Origin of the sequence: Shewanella sp. YQ_9, assembly GCF_043103185.1 — a bacterium.
GTDB lineage: Bacteria > Pseudomonadota > Gammaproteobacteria > Enterobacterales > Shewanellaceae > Shewanella > Shewanella algae.
This window is the reverse complement of record NZ_JBICJO010000026.1, coordinates 1-19,374: the sequence shown is the minus strand read 5'-3', so window position 1 is coordinate 19,374 and position 19,374 is coordinate 1. Positions and strand designations below refer to the sequence as shown.

General features: G+C 54.2%; 12 protein-coding genes and 1 pseudogene. 11 read left to right on the top strand and 2 right to left on the bottom strand.

Annotated elements, in window-relative coordinates; all coding sequences use genetic code 11:
- The first annotated feature begins 10 nt into the window (after positions 1–10).
- From lpxB to tilS, 11 genes are all read left to right on the top strand, one after another.
- The gene (lpxB, locus tag ACF8D4_RS07300) at positions 11–1,171 is read left to right on the top strand and encodes a lipid-A-disaccharide synthase (RefSeq protein ID WP_208137295.1); all 1,161 of its coding nucleotides are present in this window, start codon (positions 11–13) and stop codon (positions 1,169–1,171) included.
- Positions 1,168–1,788, top strand: coding sequence for a ribonuclease HII (gene rnhB / locus ACF8D4_RS07295; protein WP_317058894.1), 621 nt, complete (start codon positions 1,168–1,170; stop codon positions 1,786–1,788). The genes lpxB and rnhB overlap by 4 nt, the downstream gene beginning before the upstream one ends.
- A gap of 338 nt (positions 1,789–2,126) precedes the next feature.
- Positions 2,127–3,839 (top strand): GSCFA domain-containing protein, encoded by a 1,713-nt coding sequence (locus tag ACF8D4_RS07290; protein ID WP_392464839.1) that lies wholly within the window; start codon positions 2,127–2,129, stop codon positions 3,837–3,839.
- 288 nt (positions 3,840–4,127) lie between these two features.
- Positions 4,128–4,217: a K(+)-transporting ATPase subunit F gene (gene kdpF, locus ACF8D4_RS07285; RefSeq protein WP_071238225.1), complete on the top strand. Its 90-nt coding sequence runs from the start codon at positions 4,128–4,130 to the stop codon at positions 4,215–4,217.
- A 2-nt stretch (positions 4,218–4,219) separates the two neighbouring features.
- Complete coding sequence (kdpA, locus tag ACF8D4_RS07280; protein WP_392464838.1) at positions 4,220–5,905, top strand: potassium-transporting ATPase subunit KdpA; 1,686 nt, start codon at positions 4,220–4,222, stop codon at positions 5,903–5,905.
- 109 nt (positions 5,906–6,014) lie between these two features.
- Positions 6,015–8,030, top strand: a complete 2,016-nt coding sequence (gene kdpB / locus ACF8D4_RS07275; RefSeq protein ID WP_392464900.1) for a potassium-transporting ATPase subunit KdpB — start codon at positions 6,015–6,017, stop codon at positions 8,028–8,030.
- A 12-nt stretch (positions 8,031–8,042) separates the two neighbouring features.
- Positions 8,043–8,600 carry a potassium-transporting ATPase subunit KdpC gene (gene kdpC / locus ACF8D4_RS07270; RefSeq protein ID WP_107006177.1) on the top strand — a complete coding sequence of 186 codons (558 nt, stop codon included), beginning with the start codon at positions 8,043–8,045 and terminating at the stop codon, positions 8,598–8,600.
- 4 nt (positions 8,601–8,604) lie between these two features.
- A complete protein-coding gene (locus ACF8D4_RS07265) occupies positions 8,605–11,262 on the top strand; it encodes a DUF4118 domain-containing protein (protein WP_392464836.1) in 2,658 nt (885 codons plus the stop codon).
- Complete coding sequence (locus ACF8D4_RS07260; RefSeq protein WP_392468566.1) at positions 11,246–11,965, top strand: response regulator; 720 nt, start codon at positions 11,246–11,248, stop codon at positions 11,963–11,965. The genes ACF8D4_RS07265 and ACF8D4_RS07260 overlap by 17 nt, the downstream gene beginning before the upstream one ends.
- 175 nt (positions 11,966–12,140) lie before the next feature.
- Positions 12,141–15,614 (top strand): DNA polymerase III subunit alpha, encoded by a 3,474-nt coding sequence (dnaE, locus tag ACF8D4_RS07255; protein WP_274626086.1) that lies wholly within the window; start codon positions 12,141–12,143, stop codon positions 15,612–15,614.
- On the top strand, positions 15,614–17,149 hold the full coding sequence (gene tilS / locus ACF8D4_RS07250; protein ID WP_274626085.1) for a tRNA lysidine(34) synthetase TilS: 1,536 nt from the start codon (positions 15,614–15,616) through the stop codon (positions 17,147–17,149). The genes dnaE and tilS overlap by 1 nt, the downstream gene beginning before the upstream one ends.
- A gap of 53 nt (positions 17,150–17,202) precedes the next feature.
- On the opposite strand, the pseudogene ACF8D4_RS07245 reads toward tilS, so the two are convergent.
- Together ACF8D4_RS07245 and ACF8D4_RS07240 are read right to left on the bottom strand one after the other, a co-directional pair.
- Positions 17,203–17,575, bottom strand: a pseudogene (locus ACF8D4_RS07245) (alpha-amylase family glycosyl hydrolase); the annotation flags it as partial.
- A gap of 184 nt (positions 17,576–17,759) precedes the next feature.
- The gene (locus tag ACF8D4_RS07240) at positions 17,760–19,325 is read right to left on the bottom strand and encodes an RNA-directed DNA polymerase (protein WP_054745046.1); all 1,566 of its coding nucleotides are present in this window, start codon (positions 19,323–19,325) and stop codon (positions 17,760–17,762) included.
- Positions 19,326–19,374: the final 49 nt, after the last annotated feature.

Below are 19,374 nucleotides of genomic sequence, written 5' to 3'. Positions count from 1 at the left end.
GTGAGAACGAATGACACAAAATAGAAAGTTAGTCTTTGCAATGGTCGCCGGAGAAATCTCCGGCGATATTTTAGGTGCCGGCCTGATGAAAGCATTGCAACAGCGCTATCCGGACGCCCGTTTTATCGGTATCGGTGGCCCCCGCATGGAAGCTCTCGGATTCGAGTCGCTGTTTGCCATGGAAGAGTTGGCCGTGATGGGAATTGCCGAGGTGCTCTCCCGCCTGCCCAGATTGCTGAAGATACGCTCGAGTCTGGTCAAACAGATAACCGCGCTGCAGCCGGATTGCTTTATCGGTATAGATGCCCCGGACTTCAATATCGGCCTGGAGCTCAAGCTCAAGGCGCACGGGATCAAGACGGTGCATTATGTCAGCCCGTCGGTCTGGGCCTGGCGCCCTAAGCGGATCTTTAAAATCGCCCGCGCCACCAACATGGTGTTGTCACTGCTGCCGTTTGAAAAAGCCTTTTACGACAAGCATCAGGTGCCTTGTACTTTTGTCGGCCACACTCTGGCCGATGAGATCCCGATGGAGAATGACAAGCGTCTTGCCAGAGAAGCACTCGGTTTGAAAGTCGAAGCCGAATATCTGGCTATCCTGCCGGGTTCCCGTGGTGGTGAGCTGAAGATGTTGGCCCAACCCTTTGTGGAGGCGGCCAGGCTGCTGAAACAGCGCTATCCTGATCTCAAGTTTATTACCCCCTTGGTGAATGAAAAACGCCGCGAGCAGTTTCTTGCCGCACTGGAAACCTATGCGCCGGATCTGGAAATTCATATGACGGAAGGGCGCTCTCGGGAAGTGATGGCTGCCAGCGATACCATCTTGTTGGCATCGGGCACCGCCACACTGGAAGCCATGTTGGTCAAGCGCCCCATGGTGGTCGGTTATCGGGTCAGCCCTATCACTTACCGTATTGCCAAGCGGATGATGCAGATAAACCACTTCTCTTTGCCCAATTTGTTGGCCGGAAGGGAGTTGGTGGCAGAGCTTATCCAAGATGATTGCACTCCCGAGCGGATAGCCGAAGAGGTGGGCAAATTGCTGGATAAAGATAACCGGCCGCTGCTGGCCGAGTTTACTAAGCTGCACAGCCTGCTGGCCTGCAACGCCAGTGAAAAGGCGGCCCAGGCCGTTGTGGCCTTGCTCGATAAAAAAGCCGAGGAAAGATGACAGTCTATAAGCAACTCTCGGAAGCCGAAGCGCAGCTGTTGTGCCAGGGGCTGGTCGCCGGGGTAGATGAAGTGGGGCGTGGCCCCTTGGTCGGCGATGTGGTCACCGCAGCGGTGATCCTGGATCCCGCCAATCCAATTAGCGGCCTTAATGATTCCAAGAAGCTCAGCGAAAAGAAACGCAATGCCCTCTATGAAGAGATCCTGGCCAAGGCGCTGGCGGTCTCAGTCGGTCGAGCCAGCCCGGCGGAAATCGATGAGCTCAACATACTGCATGCCACCATGTTGGCGATGCAGCGCGCCGTGGCGGGCTTGAACGTGCGTCCCGAGAAAGTCTTGGTAGATGGTAATCGGACCCCGGATTTTGGCCTGCCTTCAGCCGCGGTGGTTAAGGGCGATGGCTTGATCCCTGTCATCAGCGCCGCCTCTATCATAGCCAAGGTCACCCGCGACCGGGAGATGGCCGAGCTTGACAGTCGCCACCCTGAGTATGGTTTTGCTGCCCATAAGGGCTACCCCACCAAGGCGCATTTCGAAGCCTTGAGTCAACACGGTGTCTTGCCTGAGCACAGACGCAGCTTCCGGCCGGTACGCGAATGGCTGGAGCAGCATTCATAAGCCGTACTGAAACCTAAAGATGCAACCAAAAGGGCAGCAGCGGCTGCCCTTTTTTGTGGCTCTGATATGGCGTAATCACAACGGCTATACCTGCGTTGTTGCCAAAACGTCTGCTTCGTTTCCCAAAACCGTGCTTGGCTTGCTCCTTTGAATTGGTAAATTTCTGCCCCACATCTGCAATATGTGATCTGCTGATGTAGACGTCAAGTTTATGAAAGTGTTAAATAATGTCTCTTTTTGGTTGCCTGTCGCAATTAATCTATACCGCGCACTGGATCGGGTAACCACAGCTGTACCGTGGTGGCGGTAGAGGAATATTTTGCATTGGAGGCAGTAGCATGGAGCATTCTTTACCTTATGATCCCGTTCATAAGGAGCGTTTTTGGCGTTCAGCGGTGGCGGATATTCGGCCCGAGACTGAGCTTTTTCGTGAGCTCATCCCCAGGCTCCCCATTGATACCAAACAACAACTCTCTTCGGCAGGTTCCTGTTTTGCCCAGCACATAGGGAATTGGCTGGAACAGCATAACTACTCTTATCTGCGCAGTGAGCTAAATCCAGATGTGACATCCAGTTTTGCCTTCGGCAACCTGTATAACGCCCGTGCCTTGTTGCAATGGTTTATCAAGGGGGAACAGGAACTGGCTCAGTACAGCATCTATTTTGATGAAGAAAATCAACGCTATTACGACTTACTGCTGCCGACAAGCAAGGAAGGCTACTCCTCCCGGGAGGCATTGCTCGAATATCGTCGCAAGGTCGTGGCCGAAACCAAACGCCATATTGCCGCAAGTAGCAGCTTTATTTTCACTCTGGGGCTGATTGAAACCTGGATCGATCCCAATGGGGTTTGTTATCCCTCCTGTCCTGGAGTCAAACTGGGCGAGTTTGACCCTGATTGTTACCGGCTCAAGGTCTTCGATTACGAAGAGGTCTATATCGATCTCGACCGGCTGTTGCAGCAACTCAAGTGCATCAATCCAAAGCTGAAATTGATATTAACTGTGTCTCCTGTGCCCCTCACAGCCACGGCCACTGAAGAACATGTGTTGGTGGCCAATGGTCATTCCAAGTCTGTTTTACGGGCCGTTGCCGGCAGCTTCTGCAAGGATGTCGCCGATGCCAGTTACTTTCCCTCCTATGAGTTGATCACTACCTCCTTGCCTGCGGATTTCCGGTTTCTGGACAACAGGCGCACTGTTTCCAAAGAGGGGGTCGGCTATGTGATGCGTCACTGGTCCAAGGCGTTGGCCTGCGAGGAAAACCTGGTTGCCAATCACCTTGAAGCCGATTGTGACGAAGAGTTGCTGGATGCCTTGCAAAGAACCGCCACAGGTGCCAAGGTCACGACCGATACCCTGACACTGATTGGCGACAGCCATATGGGGAAATTGGCCAAGGCGTTTGAACATCTGGGGCAAGCTTTCTGCGGTGGCATGGTGATGAATGGCTCGGGATTTGCCCAGCATAAATTTGTACTGAGTCCGGAGAGTGACATCATGGTACCGCTGGAGAGTGCCGATTCGAGAAAGCTCTGGCAGCCGATCCTGGCCAACCTGGATGCTTTGGTAAAATCGGAGAAACTCGCAGACTCTGTTGTCTTGACCAATATAGGGCTACAGACGCACCAGACAGTTTCCATGTTTATTGAATGGATGCGGAATTCCAGAGCCGAAAAACTCAAGGATATTGAACTCAGCGACTATGTCGACTTCTTCAATGAACAGATGCAGGAGCAGATGACCATAGTGTTCAGGCTCAAAGAGCAGGGGCACAGAGTTGTGGTGATCTCAGATACCCCGTTCGTTGAGTATTTTGAAGAGTCCAAGTCAATGGCACCATTTGTGCTGGCTTATATGGATGCCATGGAATATGTCTGGGATCAGATGGGGGTTGAGTTCCTGCACGCCGCCCGTCATTTCAACGAAACCATAACCGATCCTTTGGCCTATGCTTCAGAGCTGGTTTATGCCGATGGCCAACATGATTGGTTCCATGGTGGAGCGCCTTACTACGATTGGCTGGCGCGACAAATTAACGCCCTTCTGTAACTTCTTAACTCGGGCGCTGTCATTGATGGCGCCACCAATCCATGGTTTGTCTCGCTGCTGATTTAACCGCGGCTTCGCAATACATTGTCCCTGTAGCTTGACCGGCCATGTCATGGCTTGCTGCCTTTATGCAGTGTATACGCCGTTTAGCTTGGCAGTAGTGCAATGCCAATCCCGCCCATTTATACAACTTTTATACAAACCCTGCGGATATTTACACCCCGTTTTTATACCGGTTTTCATAAGCTTTGACCCTGAAATTAAAGTCTTTTTCAGGAGATATTCACTATGGCTGTTATGGAGTGGGCCGCTTTGCTGCTGGCCTTGGGATTATTTGGCTATCTGTTTTTTGCCCTGATGCATCCAGAGGATTTCTGACTATGTTGACTATGGAATCCTTAGGTTTGCCGGCGATTTTTCTAGGGCTCTTGTTGGCGGCATCCCTATTGTTGGCAAAGCCGTTGGCGTTATTAATCCGGCATCAAAAGCCTTTCAAACGCGAGGCGGCGCTATGGTCCGGGATGGCCGCGGTATTTGAGGAGATGAACTGGCGCCAATATGCGGCGGCGCTCTTGTGTTTCAACGCCCTTGGCGCCCTGTGCCTGATGCTTATCCTGCTGTTGCAGCAATATCTGCCGCTTAACCCGCAAAACCTGCCGGGGATGGATTGGCAACTGGCGTTCAACACCTCAATCAGCTTTGTGACCAACACCAATTGGCAGGCCTATTCGGGCGAGACCAGTCTCAGTTACTTCAGCCAGATGGCGGGGCTGACGGTGCAGAACTTCTGCTCGGCCGCCACGGGTATGGTGGTGGCCTTTGCCATTATCAGAGCCTTGACAACCAAGGGGCAGACTATGCTCGGCAATGCTTGGTTGGATTTGCTGAGGGTGAACCTCTATCTTCTGTTGCCTCTGGCCTTGTTGATCGCCCTGTTGTTGGTGCAGCAGGGCGTCATTCAGAATCTTGCCGCTTATCTGCCGGTGACCGGATTGGAAGGGCAACAACAGCTGTTGCCCATGGGGCCGGTAGCATCCCAGGACGCGATTAAGATGCTGGGTACCAATGGCGGCGGTTTCTTTGGTGCCAATTCGGCGCACCCCTTTGAAAATCCCACGGCGCTGAGCAATCTGCTGCAGATGCTGAGTATTTTCCTGTTGCCCTGCAGCCTGGTTATCGCCTTTGGTCTCTGCGCCGGGGATTGGCGCCAGGGGGCGAGTATTTTGGGGTGTATGGCATTGGTGTTTGTGGCGGCCTTTCTATGGATAAATCACTCTGAGCTGCAACTGCAGCAGATGGCCGACATTCACTTCCCCGGCAATATGGAAGGCAAGGAGACCCGCTTTGGCATCGGAGCAAGCAGCCTGTTTGCCACTGTCACCACGGCAGCTTCCTGCGGCGCGGTGAATGCCATGCACGACTCCTTTACCGCGCTTGGCGGCATGATGCCCATGTGGTTGATGCAACTTGGCGAGGTGATCTTCGGCGGCGTTGGCAGCGGTTTTTACGGCATCTTGCTGTTTGTATTTCTGACAGTGTTTATTGCCGGACTGATGATAGGCCGCAGCCCCGAGTATCTGGGCAAGAAGATTGAAACCCGGGAGATGAAACTCGTCTGTCTGGCTTTGCTCTGTTCGCCTGTGATAGTGCTGTCCGGCGCGGCGCTTGGCTTGGTGCTCTCTCCCGAGTCGCTGCAGGAAACCGGCCCCCATGGTTTCAGCGAGCTGTTGTACGCCCTGTCATCGGCGGCCAACAACAACGGCAGCGCCTTTGGTGGCTTCAACGCCAATACGCCTTTTTACAACCTTCTGTTGGCAGCTGCCATGCTATTTGGGCGCTTCGGCGTGATCCTACCTGTGCTGATGATAGCCGGCAGTATGGCTGCCAAACCCGCCCAAGAGGCAGGCCCAGGCACCTTGCCCACCCATGGCTGGCTGTTTGCCAGCATGTTGCTGGGAACCCTCTTGCTCTTTGGCGCCTTGACCTTTATTCCGGCATTGACTCTCGGGCCTGTGGCCGAGCAGCTGACATTCCCGTTGCCGCAAGCACTGCCGACAGCTCAATGAATTCAGGGAGAAACAGACAATGAAAACCTTCAGTTTTGATATAACGCCTGATCATCCAAGAGAGACAGGCTGCAACAAGCGTCATCCCGTGCTGCAGATAGATGCCGCCATGCTGAGGCAAATGCTGCTAAGCACGCTGACCAAGCTGAACCCCAGAGTGCAGCTGAAGAACCCCATCATGTTTGTGGTTTATGTCGCCAGTATTCTTCTGTCGCTGGAGGCGGTGGCCATAGGCTTGGGTTGGCGCGCCGGAAATCCCTGGTTCAGCGGTATTATCGCCATCTGGCTGTGGCTGACCTTGCTGTTTGCCAACTTTGCCGAGGCGCTGGCCGAGGGACGCAGCAAGGCGCAGGCCGACAGTCTGCGGGGACTCCGACGCAGCAGTTGGGCCAACAAGCAGACAGACAAGGGGCTTGAGAAAGTGCTCGCCGATACCCTGAAGTGCGGTGATATCGTGCGGGTGGAAGCCGGTGAGATCATTCCCTGCGATGGGGAGATTATTCAAGGGGTTGCCTCTGTGGATGAGAGCGCCATTACCGGTGAGTCGGCACCCGTTATCCGCGAGTCCGGCGGCGACTTCAGCTCTGTGGTGGGTGGAACCCGGCTGTTGTCAGACTGGCTGGTGGTGCGCTGCGCCCAGGAGAGCGGCAATACCTTTCTCGATCGCATGATTGCCATGGTGGACGGCGCCAAGCGGCGCAAGACCCCCAATGAGGTGGCGCTGAATATTTTGCTGATCACCCTGACGCTGATTTTCCTGTTGGTCACTGTGACTTTGGCGCCATTTTCCGCTTATGGTGCCATGGACAGCGGCGGCGAGCCTATCTCGATGACGGTGCTGCTGGCGCTGCTCATCTGCCTCATCCCCACCACCATAGGCGGGCTGCTGTCTACCGTGGGTATCGCCGGCATGAGCCGCATGATAGGCGTCAATGTGATAGCCACTTCGGGAAGGGCGGTGGAAGCCGCCGGTGATGTGGATGTGCTCTTGCTGGACAAGACAGGCACCATCACCCTGGGCAATCGCCAGGCGAGTGATTTTCTGCCTGTGGCCGGTATAGCTGAAGAGGCGTTGGCCAATGCGGCGCAGCTGGCCTCTCTTGCCGATGAAACCCCGGAGGGGCGCAGCATAGTGGTGCTGGCAAAACAGAAGTTTGCCATCCGGGAGCGCAGTCTTGCCGAACTCGACGCCAGTTTTATTCCCTTTACTGCCCAAACCCGCATGAGCGGTATCAATCTGGGGACGAGGCAGATACGCAAAGGTTCTTTCGATGCCATCAGCCAATATGTGAAGGCCAACGGCGGCGAGGTTCCCAAAGAACTGGGAGCCCTGGTGGATAAGGTGGCCAAGCAGGGCTCCACTCCTCTGGTGGTGGCCGAAGGCAACAAACTTCTCGGGGTGATAGCGCTCAAGGACATAGTCAAAGGCGGTATCAAGGAGCGCTTTATCCAACTGCGCAAGATGGGCATCAAAACCGTGATGATCACCGGCGATAACCCGCTCACCGCCGCGGCCATTGCCGCCGAGGCCGGGGTGGATGAGTATCTGGCCGAGGCCACACCCGAAGCCAAGCTGGCACTGATTCGGCAATACCAGAATGAGGGCCGCCTGGTGGCCATGACAGGCGATGGCACCAATGATGCACCTGCGCTGGCACAGTCGGATGTGGCCCTGGCAATGAACTCGGGCACCCAGGCGGCCAAGGAGGCCGGTAATATGGTGGATCTCGACTCCAACCCCACCAAGCTTATCGAAGTGGTGCATATCGGCAAACAGATGTTGATGACCCGTGGCTCGCTTACCAGTTTCAGCATAGCCAACGATCTGGCCAAATATTTTGCCATCATTCCCGCGGCCTTCAGCACCACATTTCCGGCGCTTGAGAGCCTCAATCTGATGCGACTGCACTCGCCCGAGTCGGCGGTCATTTCGGCGGTGATCTTCAATGCGCTGATCCTGGTGGCGCTGTTGCCGCTGGCACTCAAGGGCGTGCGTTATCGCGCCATGGCGGCCGCCGCAGTGCTCAAACGCAACCTGTTGTTTTATGGGGTTGGCGGCCTGCTGTTGCCCTTTGTTGCCATTAAAGTCATAGACGCATTGCTTGCCGCTACTGGCTGGATCTGATTGGAGTATGTTATGAAAACCTTGAAAATGGGCTTGTGGGTATTTGGCGTTATCTTTGTCGTGACCGGGTTGGTCTATCCGCTGCTGGTAACTGTTGGCGCCACGGCACTGTTCCCGCACCAGGCAGGAGGCAGCATAATAGAGCGAGATGGCGTCTTACTGGGCTCAGAGCTTATCGGGCAGGACTACAAGGCGGATGGTTTTTTCCATGGTCGCGCTTCGGCCTCGGCTTATGACGCCCTGGCTTCCGGCGGCAGTAACCTGTCGCCCCACAGCCGTGAGTTGCAATCCCTGTGGCAGCAGCGAGCCGCGGTCTTGAATGCCCACAACCCTGGAAATTCATCTGTGCCTGGGCTGCTGGTCACTGCCTCCGGCAGTGGTCTGGACCCTCATATCTCACCCGAGGCCGCCTACTGGCAGCTGGGGCGAGTCGCCAAGGCGAGAGGGGTATCAGAGGCGCGGTTAAAGGCACTGATTGACAGCCATATTCGGCAGCCGCCCTTGCCCTTTATCGGTCAGCCTACGGTCAATGTTTCATTGCTGAACCTGGCATTGAGCAAAATGGAGTAATCACTTGTCAGAAATCAGGCCCAATGCCGATTTGCTGCTACAGCAACAGCCGTCCTCCCGGGGGCGGCTCAAAATCTTCTTCGGCGCCTTTGCCGGGGTGGGCAAAACCTATGCCATGCTCAGCGAGGCTCGCAGGCTAAGACTGCAGGGGCTGGATGTACTGGCCGGATTGGTGGAAACCCACGGCAGAGATGAGACGGCGGCCCTGCTCGAAGGCCTGGAGCTGCTGCCGCCCAAAGCGCTGAGCATAATGCACAGGCGTTATCAGGAGTTTGATATCGATGCCGTGCTTGCCCGGCATCCGGCGCTGGTATTGGTCGATGAGCTGGCCCACAGCAATGCCCCGGGATGCCGTCACCGCAAACGTTGGCAGGATGTCAAAGAGTTGCTGGATGCCGGTATAGATGTGTTTACCACAGTCAATGTGCAGCATCTTGAAAGCCTCAACGATCTGGTGGGCGGCATTACCGGTATCAAGGTGTCGGAAACCCTGCCGGACTCAGTGTTTTATGAGGCCGACGAAGTGGTGCTGGTGGACCTGCCACCCGATGATCTGATGCAGCGAATGCGTGAGGGTAAAATCTATCTCTCATCCCAGGTGGAAAGGGCGATAGAAAACTTCTTCAACCGTCAGAATCTCACAGCGCTCAGGGAGTTGGCCCTCAACGCCACCGCCGAGCGGCTGGAGCAGCGTAGGCGTCAGGACAATGAGCCCGGCCTCCGGGGCGGCCTGCTGCTTGGGCTGACCCATGGTGAGCAGCAGGAGAAGCTTATTCGCCACGCCATGCGTCTGGCCAAGCGTCTCAATTGCCGCTGGTATGCCCTGCATGTGGAAACGCCCGAGGCGCAGCAGTGGGATGATAACAAGCGGCAACAGCTGCAGGATAACCTCAAGCTGGCCGAGAGCCTGGGGGCCGAGACCGCGACTCTGGTGGATCATGATATCTGCCACGGCTTGCTGGAATTTGCCGGCGAGCACAGGTTGGAGCGGGTCCTTATCGGCCACCACAGCGGCAAGCGGCAGCTGCCATGGCGCCGGGAGCTGGGCCAGCGTTTGAGAAAGCGCGCCGCAGATGAGGAAATTATCAGCCTCAACCTTGATCAAGCCACTAAGCAGCCTAAGGCCGCCAATCCCAGAGCCTGGCCCAGGCTGCGCCCGGCGAATATAGCCCTGGCCCTTGGTATGTCGGCCTTTTGTACCTTGCTTGGCTATTGGCTGGCGCCCTGGTTTCATGCCACCAACATAGTGATGATCTACCTCTTGGGCACTGTATTGTTGTCGCTCAGGCTCGACAGAATGAGCGCCTTGTTGGCAACTTTGGTCAATGTGGCCTGCTTTGACCTCTTCTTTGTCGAGCCCAGGTTCTCCTTCTCGGTTGCCGATGCCCAATATCTGATGACCTTCTTCGCCATGGCTATAGTCAGTATCGCCATCACCCAACTCACACATACCACGCGTATTCAGGCGCAAATGGCCCGGCAGCGGGAGCTGCGCACCTATCAGCTGTTTGAGATGTCGCAGCAACTGGGCTCGGCGCAAACCGAGCGGGAGATGGCAGCCATCGCCCAGCAGCATATCGGCAAGAGCTTCGCTGCGGCGGTGGCGGTATTGAAGGCCGAAGAGCAGGGGACCTTGCTGTTGACCAAGGGTTTTACCCGTTATGATTCGGCCATTGCCAAGTGGAGCATAGCCAACAACTGTGCAGCTGGCGCCGGAACAGATACCCTGCCCAATGCCGGTTGCTACTATCAGCCGGTAGCGATAGAGCAGCGGGTGCTGGCCATGGTGGTGCTCGAGCCTGTGAGTCTCAGCGGTTGGCTGGCACCTGAGCAGCAAAGGCTGCTCAATGCCTTTGTTTGCCTGTTGGCGCAGGCGCTTGAGCGGCTCGAGCTGGCCAAGGCCTCCAAGCAGGCGCAGTTGAATGTGGAAACCGAAAAGATGCGCAGCACTATGCTATCTTCCCTGTCCCATGACTTGCGCACTCCGCTGACGCTTATCCGCAACCAGAGCGACAGCCTGGTGACCAGTCTGGCGCCTTTCCCCGAACAGTGTCAGCAGGCGCGCCAACTGGCGCAGCGGATAGGTGAAACCATTCGGTTGACCAACAATGTAATGGAGATGATCCGCCTCGAGTCGTGCCATTTTATTTTGCAGCTTGACTGGCAGGATCTGGAGGAGATCCTCGGGGTGACGCTAAGGCAACTGGAACCCAGAACCCAGATTCGGTTGAATATCCCTGCCGAGCTGCCGCTTATCTATTGCGATGGCAATCTCATTCAGCGGGTGCTGTTGAATCTTTTGGAAAATGCATTTAAATATGGTCCGCCGGAGGTACAGATAAACATCAGTGCCCAGTTGGATGCCGAGCAGTTTTATATTGAAGTGGCCGACAACGGGCCCGGGCTTCCCACAGAGGATGCCAGTTGGCTGTTTACCAAGTTTGAGCGCGGCAACAAGGAGTGTGGCATTCCCGGGCTGGGGCTCGGCTTGGCCATCTGTCAGGCGATAGTCTCGGCCCATGGCGGCCGTATCTGGGCCCATAACCGCGAGCAGGGCGGCGCCGTGTTCACCTTCAGCTTGCCCTATGTTTCACCGCCCGAGATGTGCGGCGAAGAAGAGTATTTACCCGAGCAGGAATCCAGTTATGCCAGCATTGATTGATCCGCAGCCGTTTCATCATAGAAGGGTATTGGTGATAGATGATACCCAGGAGATCTGTCAGTTTGTCAGTAAGGCCTTGCAGCAGTTGGGGCTTGAGGTGTTCACCGCTCACTCGCTCAATCAGGGCTTGATGGAGGCCTCGACCCGGCAGCCGGATACTGTGATCCTGGATCTCGGTTTGCCCGATGGCGATGGCCAGAGCTTTATTCCCCGTTTTCGCAGCTGGAGTGATGCCCCTGTGATAGTGCTGTCGGCCCGCAGCGATGAAGCCGACAAGGTGCAGGCGCTTAACAGCGGCGCCGACGATTACCTGTGCAAGCCCTTCGGCATAGAGGAGTTGCTGGCCCGGGTGCGGGTGGCGTTGAGGCGACACTTGCGCCACAGCCATGAGCCTGAAGCTCAGGTGCAGCTGGGAGAGGTCTTGTTCGACCGCCGCCGTCAGCAGCTGAGCCGTAACGGCGAGCCCGTGCATCTGACCAAGACGGAATTAAAGCTCCTGAACGCCTTGCTGGAGCAGCCGGGCAAGGTGTTGACTCAACAGAGCCTGCTGAAACAGGTCTGGGGGCCGACATTTGTCGAGCATGGCCACTATGTGCGCACCTATATGAAGCATCTGCGCAATAAGATAGAAGCTGAGCCCGCCAACCCCAAATACCTGCTCACGGAAATCGGCATAGGTTATCGCCTCGTCAGCGGTAAATAATGGAGAGGCCCGGCTCGGCTTCAGGCCTTAGTTTTTGATTTTGTCGCAAAAGCCGCCAGATAATGCCTTTGGCGTGATTTTGCCGGCAAGGCGGCCGGTTTTAACTTTGGTGAACCTCTTCCGGCGTGTTATCTTTCCCTATTGATTTTCAGCCAGTCAGAGCAATCGGATTTTCATGTCACAGCCCCGTTTCGTCCATCTACGTGTTCACTCAGACTTTTCCATGACCGATGGTCTGGCCAAGGTCAAGCCCATTCTGGCCAAGGTGGCCGATGAGGGCATGGCGGCAGTGGCGCTGACGGATCAGAACAACCTCTGTGGTCTGGTGAAATTCTACGGTGGCTGTCATGGCGCCGGGATAAAACCCATCATAGGGGCCGACTTCTGGATGTTGGTGCCCGGCTTTGAAGATGAGTTCTGCGCGCTTACTGTGCTGGCCATGGATAACGACGGCTACCAGAACCTGACTCAGCTGATCTCCAAGGCCTATCTGCGCGGTCAGGTGCGTGACCGGGTCGCTATCGATCAGGAGTGGCTGCTGGAGCACGGCGCCGGTATTTTGCTGCTCTCCGGCGCAAGGGAAGGGGACCTGGGCAAGGCACTACTCAAGGGCAACCTGAACCAGGCCCAGGAACTGACCGATTTCTACAAGCAGCACTTCAACGACCGTTACTTTATTGAACTGATCCGTACCGGGCGCCCGGATGAGGAGCGCTACCTGCATATGGCGGTGGAACATGCCGCCAACACAGGCCTGCCTGTGGTTGCCACCAACCAGGTGGTGTTCATGACCCCGGAAGAGTTCGAGGCCCATGAAATCCGGGTGGCTATCCACGATGGCTACACTCTGGCTGACCCCCGTAGACCCAAGAAATACAGCGAGCAGCAGTATCTCAAGACAGAAACTGAGATGTGCGAGCTGTTTGCCGACATTCCGGAAGCGCTGCAAAACACGGTGGAGATAGCCAAGCGCTGTAACGTTACCGTGCGGCTTGGCGAGTACTTCCTGCCCAACTTCCCCACGGGTGAGCTGTCCACCGCGGACTATCTGGTGATGCGCTCCAAAGAGGGGCTGGAAGAGCGTCTCGAGTTCCTGTTTCCGGACCCACAGGTGCGGGCGGAAAAGCGCGGCGAGTATGACGAGCGTCTGGATATTGAGCTCAAGGTAATCAACCAGATGGGCTTCCCCGGCTACTTCCTTATCGTGATGGAGTTTATCCAGTGGGGTAAGGACAACGGCATTCCCGTGGGCCCTGGGCGGGGGTCGGGTGCCGGCTCCCTGGTGGCCTATGCGCTTAAGATCACTGACTTGGACCCGCTGGAATTTGACCTGCTGTTCGAACGTTTTCTTAACCCCGAGCGGGTGTCGATGCCCGACTTCGACGTCGACTTCTGTATGGACAGGCGCGACGAGGTTATCGATCACGTGGCCGAACTCTATGGCCGGGATGCGGTATCGCAGATCATTACCTTCGGTACCATGGCCGCCAAGGCGGTAGTGCGTGATGTGGGCCGGGTGCTGGGTCACCCCTATGGTTTTGTCGACAGAATTTCCAAGATGATCCCGGCCGAGCCCGGGATGACGCTGGCCAAGGCTTTCGAGGCCGAGCCTGCGCTGCCCGAAGCCTATGAGGCCGATGAGGATGTCAAAGACCTTATCGACATGTGCCGCAAGCTTGAGGGGGTGACCCGTAACGCGGGTAAGCACGCCGGGGGCGTGGTGATTGCGCCGACCAAGATCACCGACTTCTCGCCGCTTTATTGCGACGCCGAAGGTAAAAACCCGGTGACCCAGTTCGACAAGAACGACGTGGAAACCGCCGGTCTGGTGAAGTTTGACTTCCTGGGTCTCAGAACCCTGACCATTATCGACTGGGCACTGGGGATGATTAATCCAAGGCTCGCCAAGCTCGGCAAGCCGCCGGTCGATATTGCCGCCATTCCGCTGGACGATGCCAAGTCCTTCGGGGTACTGAAACGCTACGAAACCACGGCGGTATTCCAGCTGGAATCCCGCGGCATGAAAGATCTTATCAAGCGTCTGCAGCCCGACTGTTTCGAAGATATGATCGCTCTGGTGGCCCTGTTCCGCCCAGGCCCGCTGCAGTCGGGGATGGTAGATAACTTTATCGAGCGTAAGCACGGCCACGAGGCCATCTCCTACCCGGATGAGAAGTGGCAACACGAGAGCCTTAAACCGATTTTGGATCCTACCTACGGCATCATCCTCTATCAGGAACAGGTGATGCAGATTGCCCAGACGCTGGCAGGGTATACCCTGGGCGGCGCGGACATGCTGCGCCGGGCCATGGGTAAGAAAAAACCGGAAGAGATGGCCAAGCAGCGTGCCGGTTTTGAGGCCGGGGCGATAAAAAACGGCGTCGACGGCGAACTGGCGATGAAGATCTTCGACCTGGTGGAGAAATTCGCCGGTTACGGCTTCAACAAATCGCACTCGGCCGCCTATGCACTGGTGTCTTATCAGACACTCTGGCTCAAGACCCACTATCCGTCTGAATTTATGGCGGCGGTAATGTCCGCCGATATGGACAACACAGACAAGATAGTGACCCTGGTGGATGAATGTGAGCGCATGGGACTCAAGCTTATTCCGCCGGATGTCAACAAGGGCCTGTTCAAGTTTACCGTCGATGAAGAGCTCAATATCGTCTACGGCATAGGCGCCATCAAGGGTGTGGGCGAGGGGCCGGTCGAATCGATTCTGGAAGCCCGCAAGGGTGGGCCGTTCAAAGACTTGTTCGACTTCTGCGCCCGGGTGGATTTGAAAAAACTCAACCGCCGGGTGATTGAGAAGCTTATCAATGCCGGCGCCATGGACAATCTGGGGCCGCACCGGGCTTCCATGATGGCTACCTTGCCGGAGGCGATACGCGCCGCCGATCAGCACGCCAAGGCCGAAGCCATAGGTCAGTGCGACATGTTCGGTCTGCTCAACGACGACCCCCAGGACAGCAAACAACAGTTTGTTGACTGCCCGCGTTGGCCGGACAAGGTCTGGTTGGAAGGGGAGCGTGAGACCCTGGGGCTTTACCTCACAGGTCACCCCATCAACCAATATCTCAAAGAGCTCAGGCACTACACCTCCGGGCGGCTCAAGGATATTCACCCCACAGACAGGGGCAAGACGGTCAAGGCCGCCGGATTGGTGGTCGCCACCCGGGTGATGCTGACCAAGCGAGGCTCCAAGATGGGGCTGCTGACGCTGGACGACAAGAGTGCCCGTCTGGAAGTGATGCTGTTTACCGAGGCCTTCGAGAAATTCAATCACCTGCTGGAGAAAGACAGGATCCTCATCTGTGAAGGTGAAGTGAGCTTCGATGACTTCTCCGGCGGCAACCGGATGACGGCGCGCAACATCATAGATATGGGCGAAGCCCGCAGCCACTTTGCGGCGGCGGTGGAGCTGGATCTCGACGCGGCAATATTGAGCCCGGAATGGCTGACACAGTTTTATGAGACCCTCTCACCCTGGCGCGGCGGCTCTGTGCCTGTGGCGATCAACTATCGTCAGTCCCTGGCCAAGGGGCAGTTCCGTTTGAGTGACGACTGGCGGGTGAACCCCAGCGATGAACTCATGATGGCACTGGAAGCCATGCTCGGCACAGATAAGGTCAGGATCCTCTTTTAATGTCTCATACTCTGGTCGATACCCTGGTATTCAAGTTAACGGCGCTGCTGGATCAAATCGGCGCCACGGCTGACAACCACCTCTGGCTGGGTTACAGCGGCGGTATGGACTCAGAGCTGTTGGCCTATACCTTGGCGCGCTTTCGCCAGACTCATCCCAAGACGCCTTATCAAGTCTCCCTGGTGCACGTACACCATGGCCTCAGCCGCAATGCCGATGCCTGGGCGGCCCATTGTCGCCAAAGAGCCGAGCATTATGGCCTGAATTTTGTTCTTCGGAAGGTGCAACTTGAGCTCGGCCCGCGCGTCAGTATCGAGGCCGAGGCGCGGCGCGGCCGCTATCAGGCGATTGCCGAGCTGCTCAATCCCGGCGACATTTTGCTGACGGCCCATCATCAGGACGATCAGTTGGAGACGCTGCTGCTGGCACTCAAGCGTGGTCAGGGCCCCAAGGGACTGGCGGCCATGGGGCAAGCCCAGCACTTGGCCCAGACACCCAAGGAAGAAAGTGCACCATGCTGGCAATTACGGCCCATGCTGGACAGCAGCCGGGCTCAGATAGAGCAGGCGGTGGCGAGTCTCGAGCTGCCCTATATCAATGATGAGAGTAATCAGGACACCCAGTATGACCGCAACTTCCTGCGCGCCGAGGTGATCCCTGTACTCAAGCAGCGCTGGCCTTCGATTGCCACTACGGCCTCACGCAGCGCCGCGCTGTGCGCCGAGCAGCAGTTGCTGCTCGATGAAGTCAGCACCGAAAAGTTACAGTCCTTGCTCAGCCGTTGCCGCTTCAGCGGCGTTCGGGTACTGGATAGCGCCGGGCTCAAAGCGCTGTCACCCCAGTGGCAGGCGCAGTTGCTGCGGCAGTTTATTCAGATGCAGCGCTTGCCCTTACCGGCGCAGGTGCAGTTGCAACAAGCCTTGGCGCAGTTACTCGATGCCAGGGAGGATGCTCAGCTTGAGCTTAGCTTTAAGGGATTGCTCCTCAGGCGTTATGGGCAACAGATCTATGCCATGGCGCCTCTGCCGGGGGCAGCATTCCAGCTGCTTGATGGGGTAGGTTCGGTTGAAGTTGATGTAGCTGCAAAACCTTCGAAACTGACCCTGAGCACAAAGCAGCTGCAAGCATTGAGCCAAGGGCAGAGTCTGAGTGTTGGGCTCGCCTCCCCCTGGCAGCGCCTGGAGCTGACATTGGCTGACTCAGGGCCCAGGGTGGCGCTGGCTCAGGTAATGTCTCCACAACTGGCGTCACTAAGGGTAAAAGTTCAGCCATCAGATACCGCTGCAGCACCTGAACTGGTCATGGGGCTCAAGGGCAGTTACCGCTGTCAGCCCCACAATCGCGACAAGGGCCGTGAGCTCAAGAAACTCTGGCATGAACTCGGGGTGCCGCCCTGGCTCAGAGACAGAGTGCCGCTGCTGATGCAAAATGGCCGACTGCTGGCGCTGGCCGGTGGTTTTGTCGAGCGTAGCGCACTGGCCTCTGGCTCTGAACCCGGAATCGTATTGAAGCTGGTTGCTGAAGCAACCCCTTAGCGCAAATAGTTGCGGGCACAGCGGCTCGGGAGGCGTTCTTGCTAATCGCTATTCAGCGTATGCAACAGTATTCTCTCACCTTCGGAGAGGCTATCGCCCTTAAGGAACTTTGCTGCCACAGGATTGCCATTAGAGCCCTGTCCAACGCTCAATGACTTCAAATGGTGACAACGCTTGTTGTGCAGCCAGGTCGATTTTGAGCACCAAATGGTAGTGATTACTCATAACCGCATAAGCGCAAACGTCGATGCAGAATACTGACGACAACTGCCTGATTTTATCCTCTATCCAGCCACGTCTATGCTCGTAACTGCGCCCCGACAGTGCATCCTCACCACACAAAAATGCCCTTCTGACGCAACGGTTAATCACGTGGTAAAAGGGCGTACTTTCAGCATCTATCAACTGGCGACGGGCAGTGGTCATAACCAACCTCGACTGAGCTTTGATGGGTATTTCAAAGGCTAGTCAAGGCTGTGTGAAACATCAAAAAGATATGACTGTCCTGTCTTTGTTGTGAACCTTGACTTAGCTTTGATGGGTATTTCAAAGCCTAGTCAAGGCTGTGCGAAACATCAAAAAGATATGGCTGTCCTGTATTCTCTTATATTTATGTTCCGTAAATTAATTCAAACATATCTATTTCTGTGTCAAATTCTGTTTCATCATGTAGCTCTTCTTCTACCATAGGGTTAATAGTACTATCCATATTTAGAAACGATACATCTGAGCTTCTGAGATTTTTGAAATATTGGTCATTTCCAATAACGTCGATCCCATTTTGATTTGTAAGCCAACCTCTATTTTCTGCTTCATAACTTAGCATCCATGATGAATCATAGAGGCCATCATTAGTGATAATAGTATCCCAATAATTTGTGTCTAATCGACCGTTATAAATCCCTTTTTCCCTAGCAGTTAAAACAGATAATATTGCCATCGAGTCATTTATGCTTGATAAGCCTATTATTTCCTCGTTAATGGTTACACCTAATTGACTCAATACCCAAAATGACCAACAAATTTCATAACCAAAATTATTATCAATTCCTTTTTTAGCAACCTTCAAAAATGCAGCCTTAATATACCCTAAATTTAATGGGTAACCGTAAGACTTATAAGAGATAAGTATCTTAGATACTACGGTAATTGATTTTGGTTCACAGATACTAATTTGAAGTAAAATTGATTCCAATATTTTCCAATTATCTTCATGTATTTTTATAGGCATTACTTTTGTTAAAAAATAATGAAATGAGTTTTCTTGTGGGTGATTTTTATGTACATCTATAGCAATATTATATAAATGTATAATATCGAGTTTTTGTTCTGGAGCATTTTTTCTAATTTTGTAATGCCTAATGGTTTGTAATTGAAGGCTTTCTATAGGAACCGGCATTGATTCAATACTGGATTTATTTTCATTAGCTGTTAATTCAAACTCACTTAATGCTCTGTTTATTTTTAAATCTAAACTTTCCGCTTCCGATGCTGTATCAGCAAAGAAGAAAAAGTCATCAATAAATCTAATACCATTAAGTTCAGGTTCGGAATTTTGAATTGCTCGATCAAGAGCGACTCCTATTAACTCAGATATTACCCTTGAGGCATCTGGGCCAATTGGAATACCAAGAGTTTGTCCATCTTGCATGTTTCTTACTAATCGGTCTAATTCATTTCCCCATAAATTATCTGTTCGATCTCTTTTTGATACGTCTTTAGTATGTATTGCCCAAGGTATACTATGCGTATATATAGTGTTATAAAATTTTGAAATATCGGCAGTTAACAAAAATCGAGACGAATAGCCTTTATTGATTTTCTCTTGCATAACTTGCTCAAAGTTATACTCATTAACTATTGCTCGGCTACTATCATTTTTAGATATAGCTTTACTCATCGAAATTTTACTAACATTGTAAAACCTTTCAATTTCACGAGAGTGCTTAACTAAGAACTTTACCAACATCGAATAATGTTTAGGGTTTGGCATAGTAATACTTCTGCGGAAGCCTGCACTTTTAGGGATACTAGTTTTTGTCGGCCTGCTAATTTTAGGATCAGATTTAAATACATTGTCGTTATAGCTGATCGTTTTAGATAGATCTGATGAATCAAATAGGCTAGGGAATTCTTTCGGTAAAAATCCTTTAGTGAGAAAATCCTTTAACTTCAAAATAAATACTCCTTTAGTTGCTCAATGCCTGCGGGAAACAAAAATAAAT

Excerpts from the sequence above, each read along its gene's own strand:
- lpxB (WP_208137295.1), top strand. The coding sequence starts at position 11 with ATGACACAAAATAGAAAGTTAGTCTTTGCAATGGTCGCCGGAGAAATC.
- rnhB (WP_317058894.1), top strand. The coding sequence starts at position 1,168 with ATGACAGTCTATAAGCAACTCTCGGAAGCCGAAGCGCAGCTGTTGTGC.
- kdpA (WP_392464838.1), top strand. The coding sequence starts at position 4,220 with ATGTTGACTATGGAATCCTTAGGTTTGCCGGCGATTTTTCTAGGGCTC.
- tilS (WP_274626085.1), top strand. The coding sequence starts at position 15,614 with ATGTCTCATACTCTGGTCGATACCCTGGTATTCAAGTTAACGGCGCTG.
- kdpF (WP_071238225.1), top strand. The coding sequence starts at position 4,128 with ATGGCTGTTATGGAGTGGGCCGCTTTGCTGCTGGCCTTGGGATTATTT.
- ACF8D4_RS07290 (WP_392464839.1), top strand. The coding sequence starts at position 2,127 with ATGGAGCATTCTTTACCTTATGATCCCGTTCATAAGGAGCGTTTTTGG.
- kdpC (WP_107006177.1), top strand. The coding sequence starts at position 8,043 with ATGAAAACCTTGAAAATGGGCTTGTGGGTATTTGGCGTTATCTTTGTC.
- dnaE (WP_274626086.1), top strand. The coding sequence starts at position 12,141 with ATGTCACAGCCCCGTTTCGTCCATCTACGTGTTCACTCAGACTTTTCC.
- ACF8D4_RS07260 (WP_392468566.1), top strand. The coding sequence starts at position 11,246 with ATGCCAGCATTGATTGATCCGCAGCCGTTTCATCATAGAAGGGTATTG.
- kdpB (WP_392464900.1), top strand. The coding sequence starts at position 6,015 with ATGCTGAGGCAAATGCTGCTAAGCACGCTGACCAAGCTGAACCCCAGA.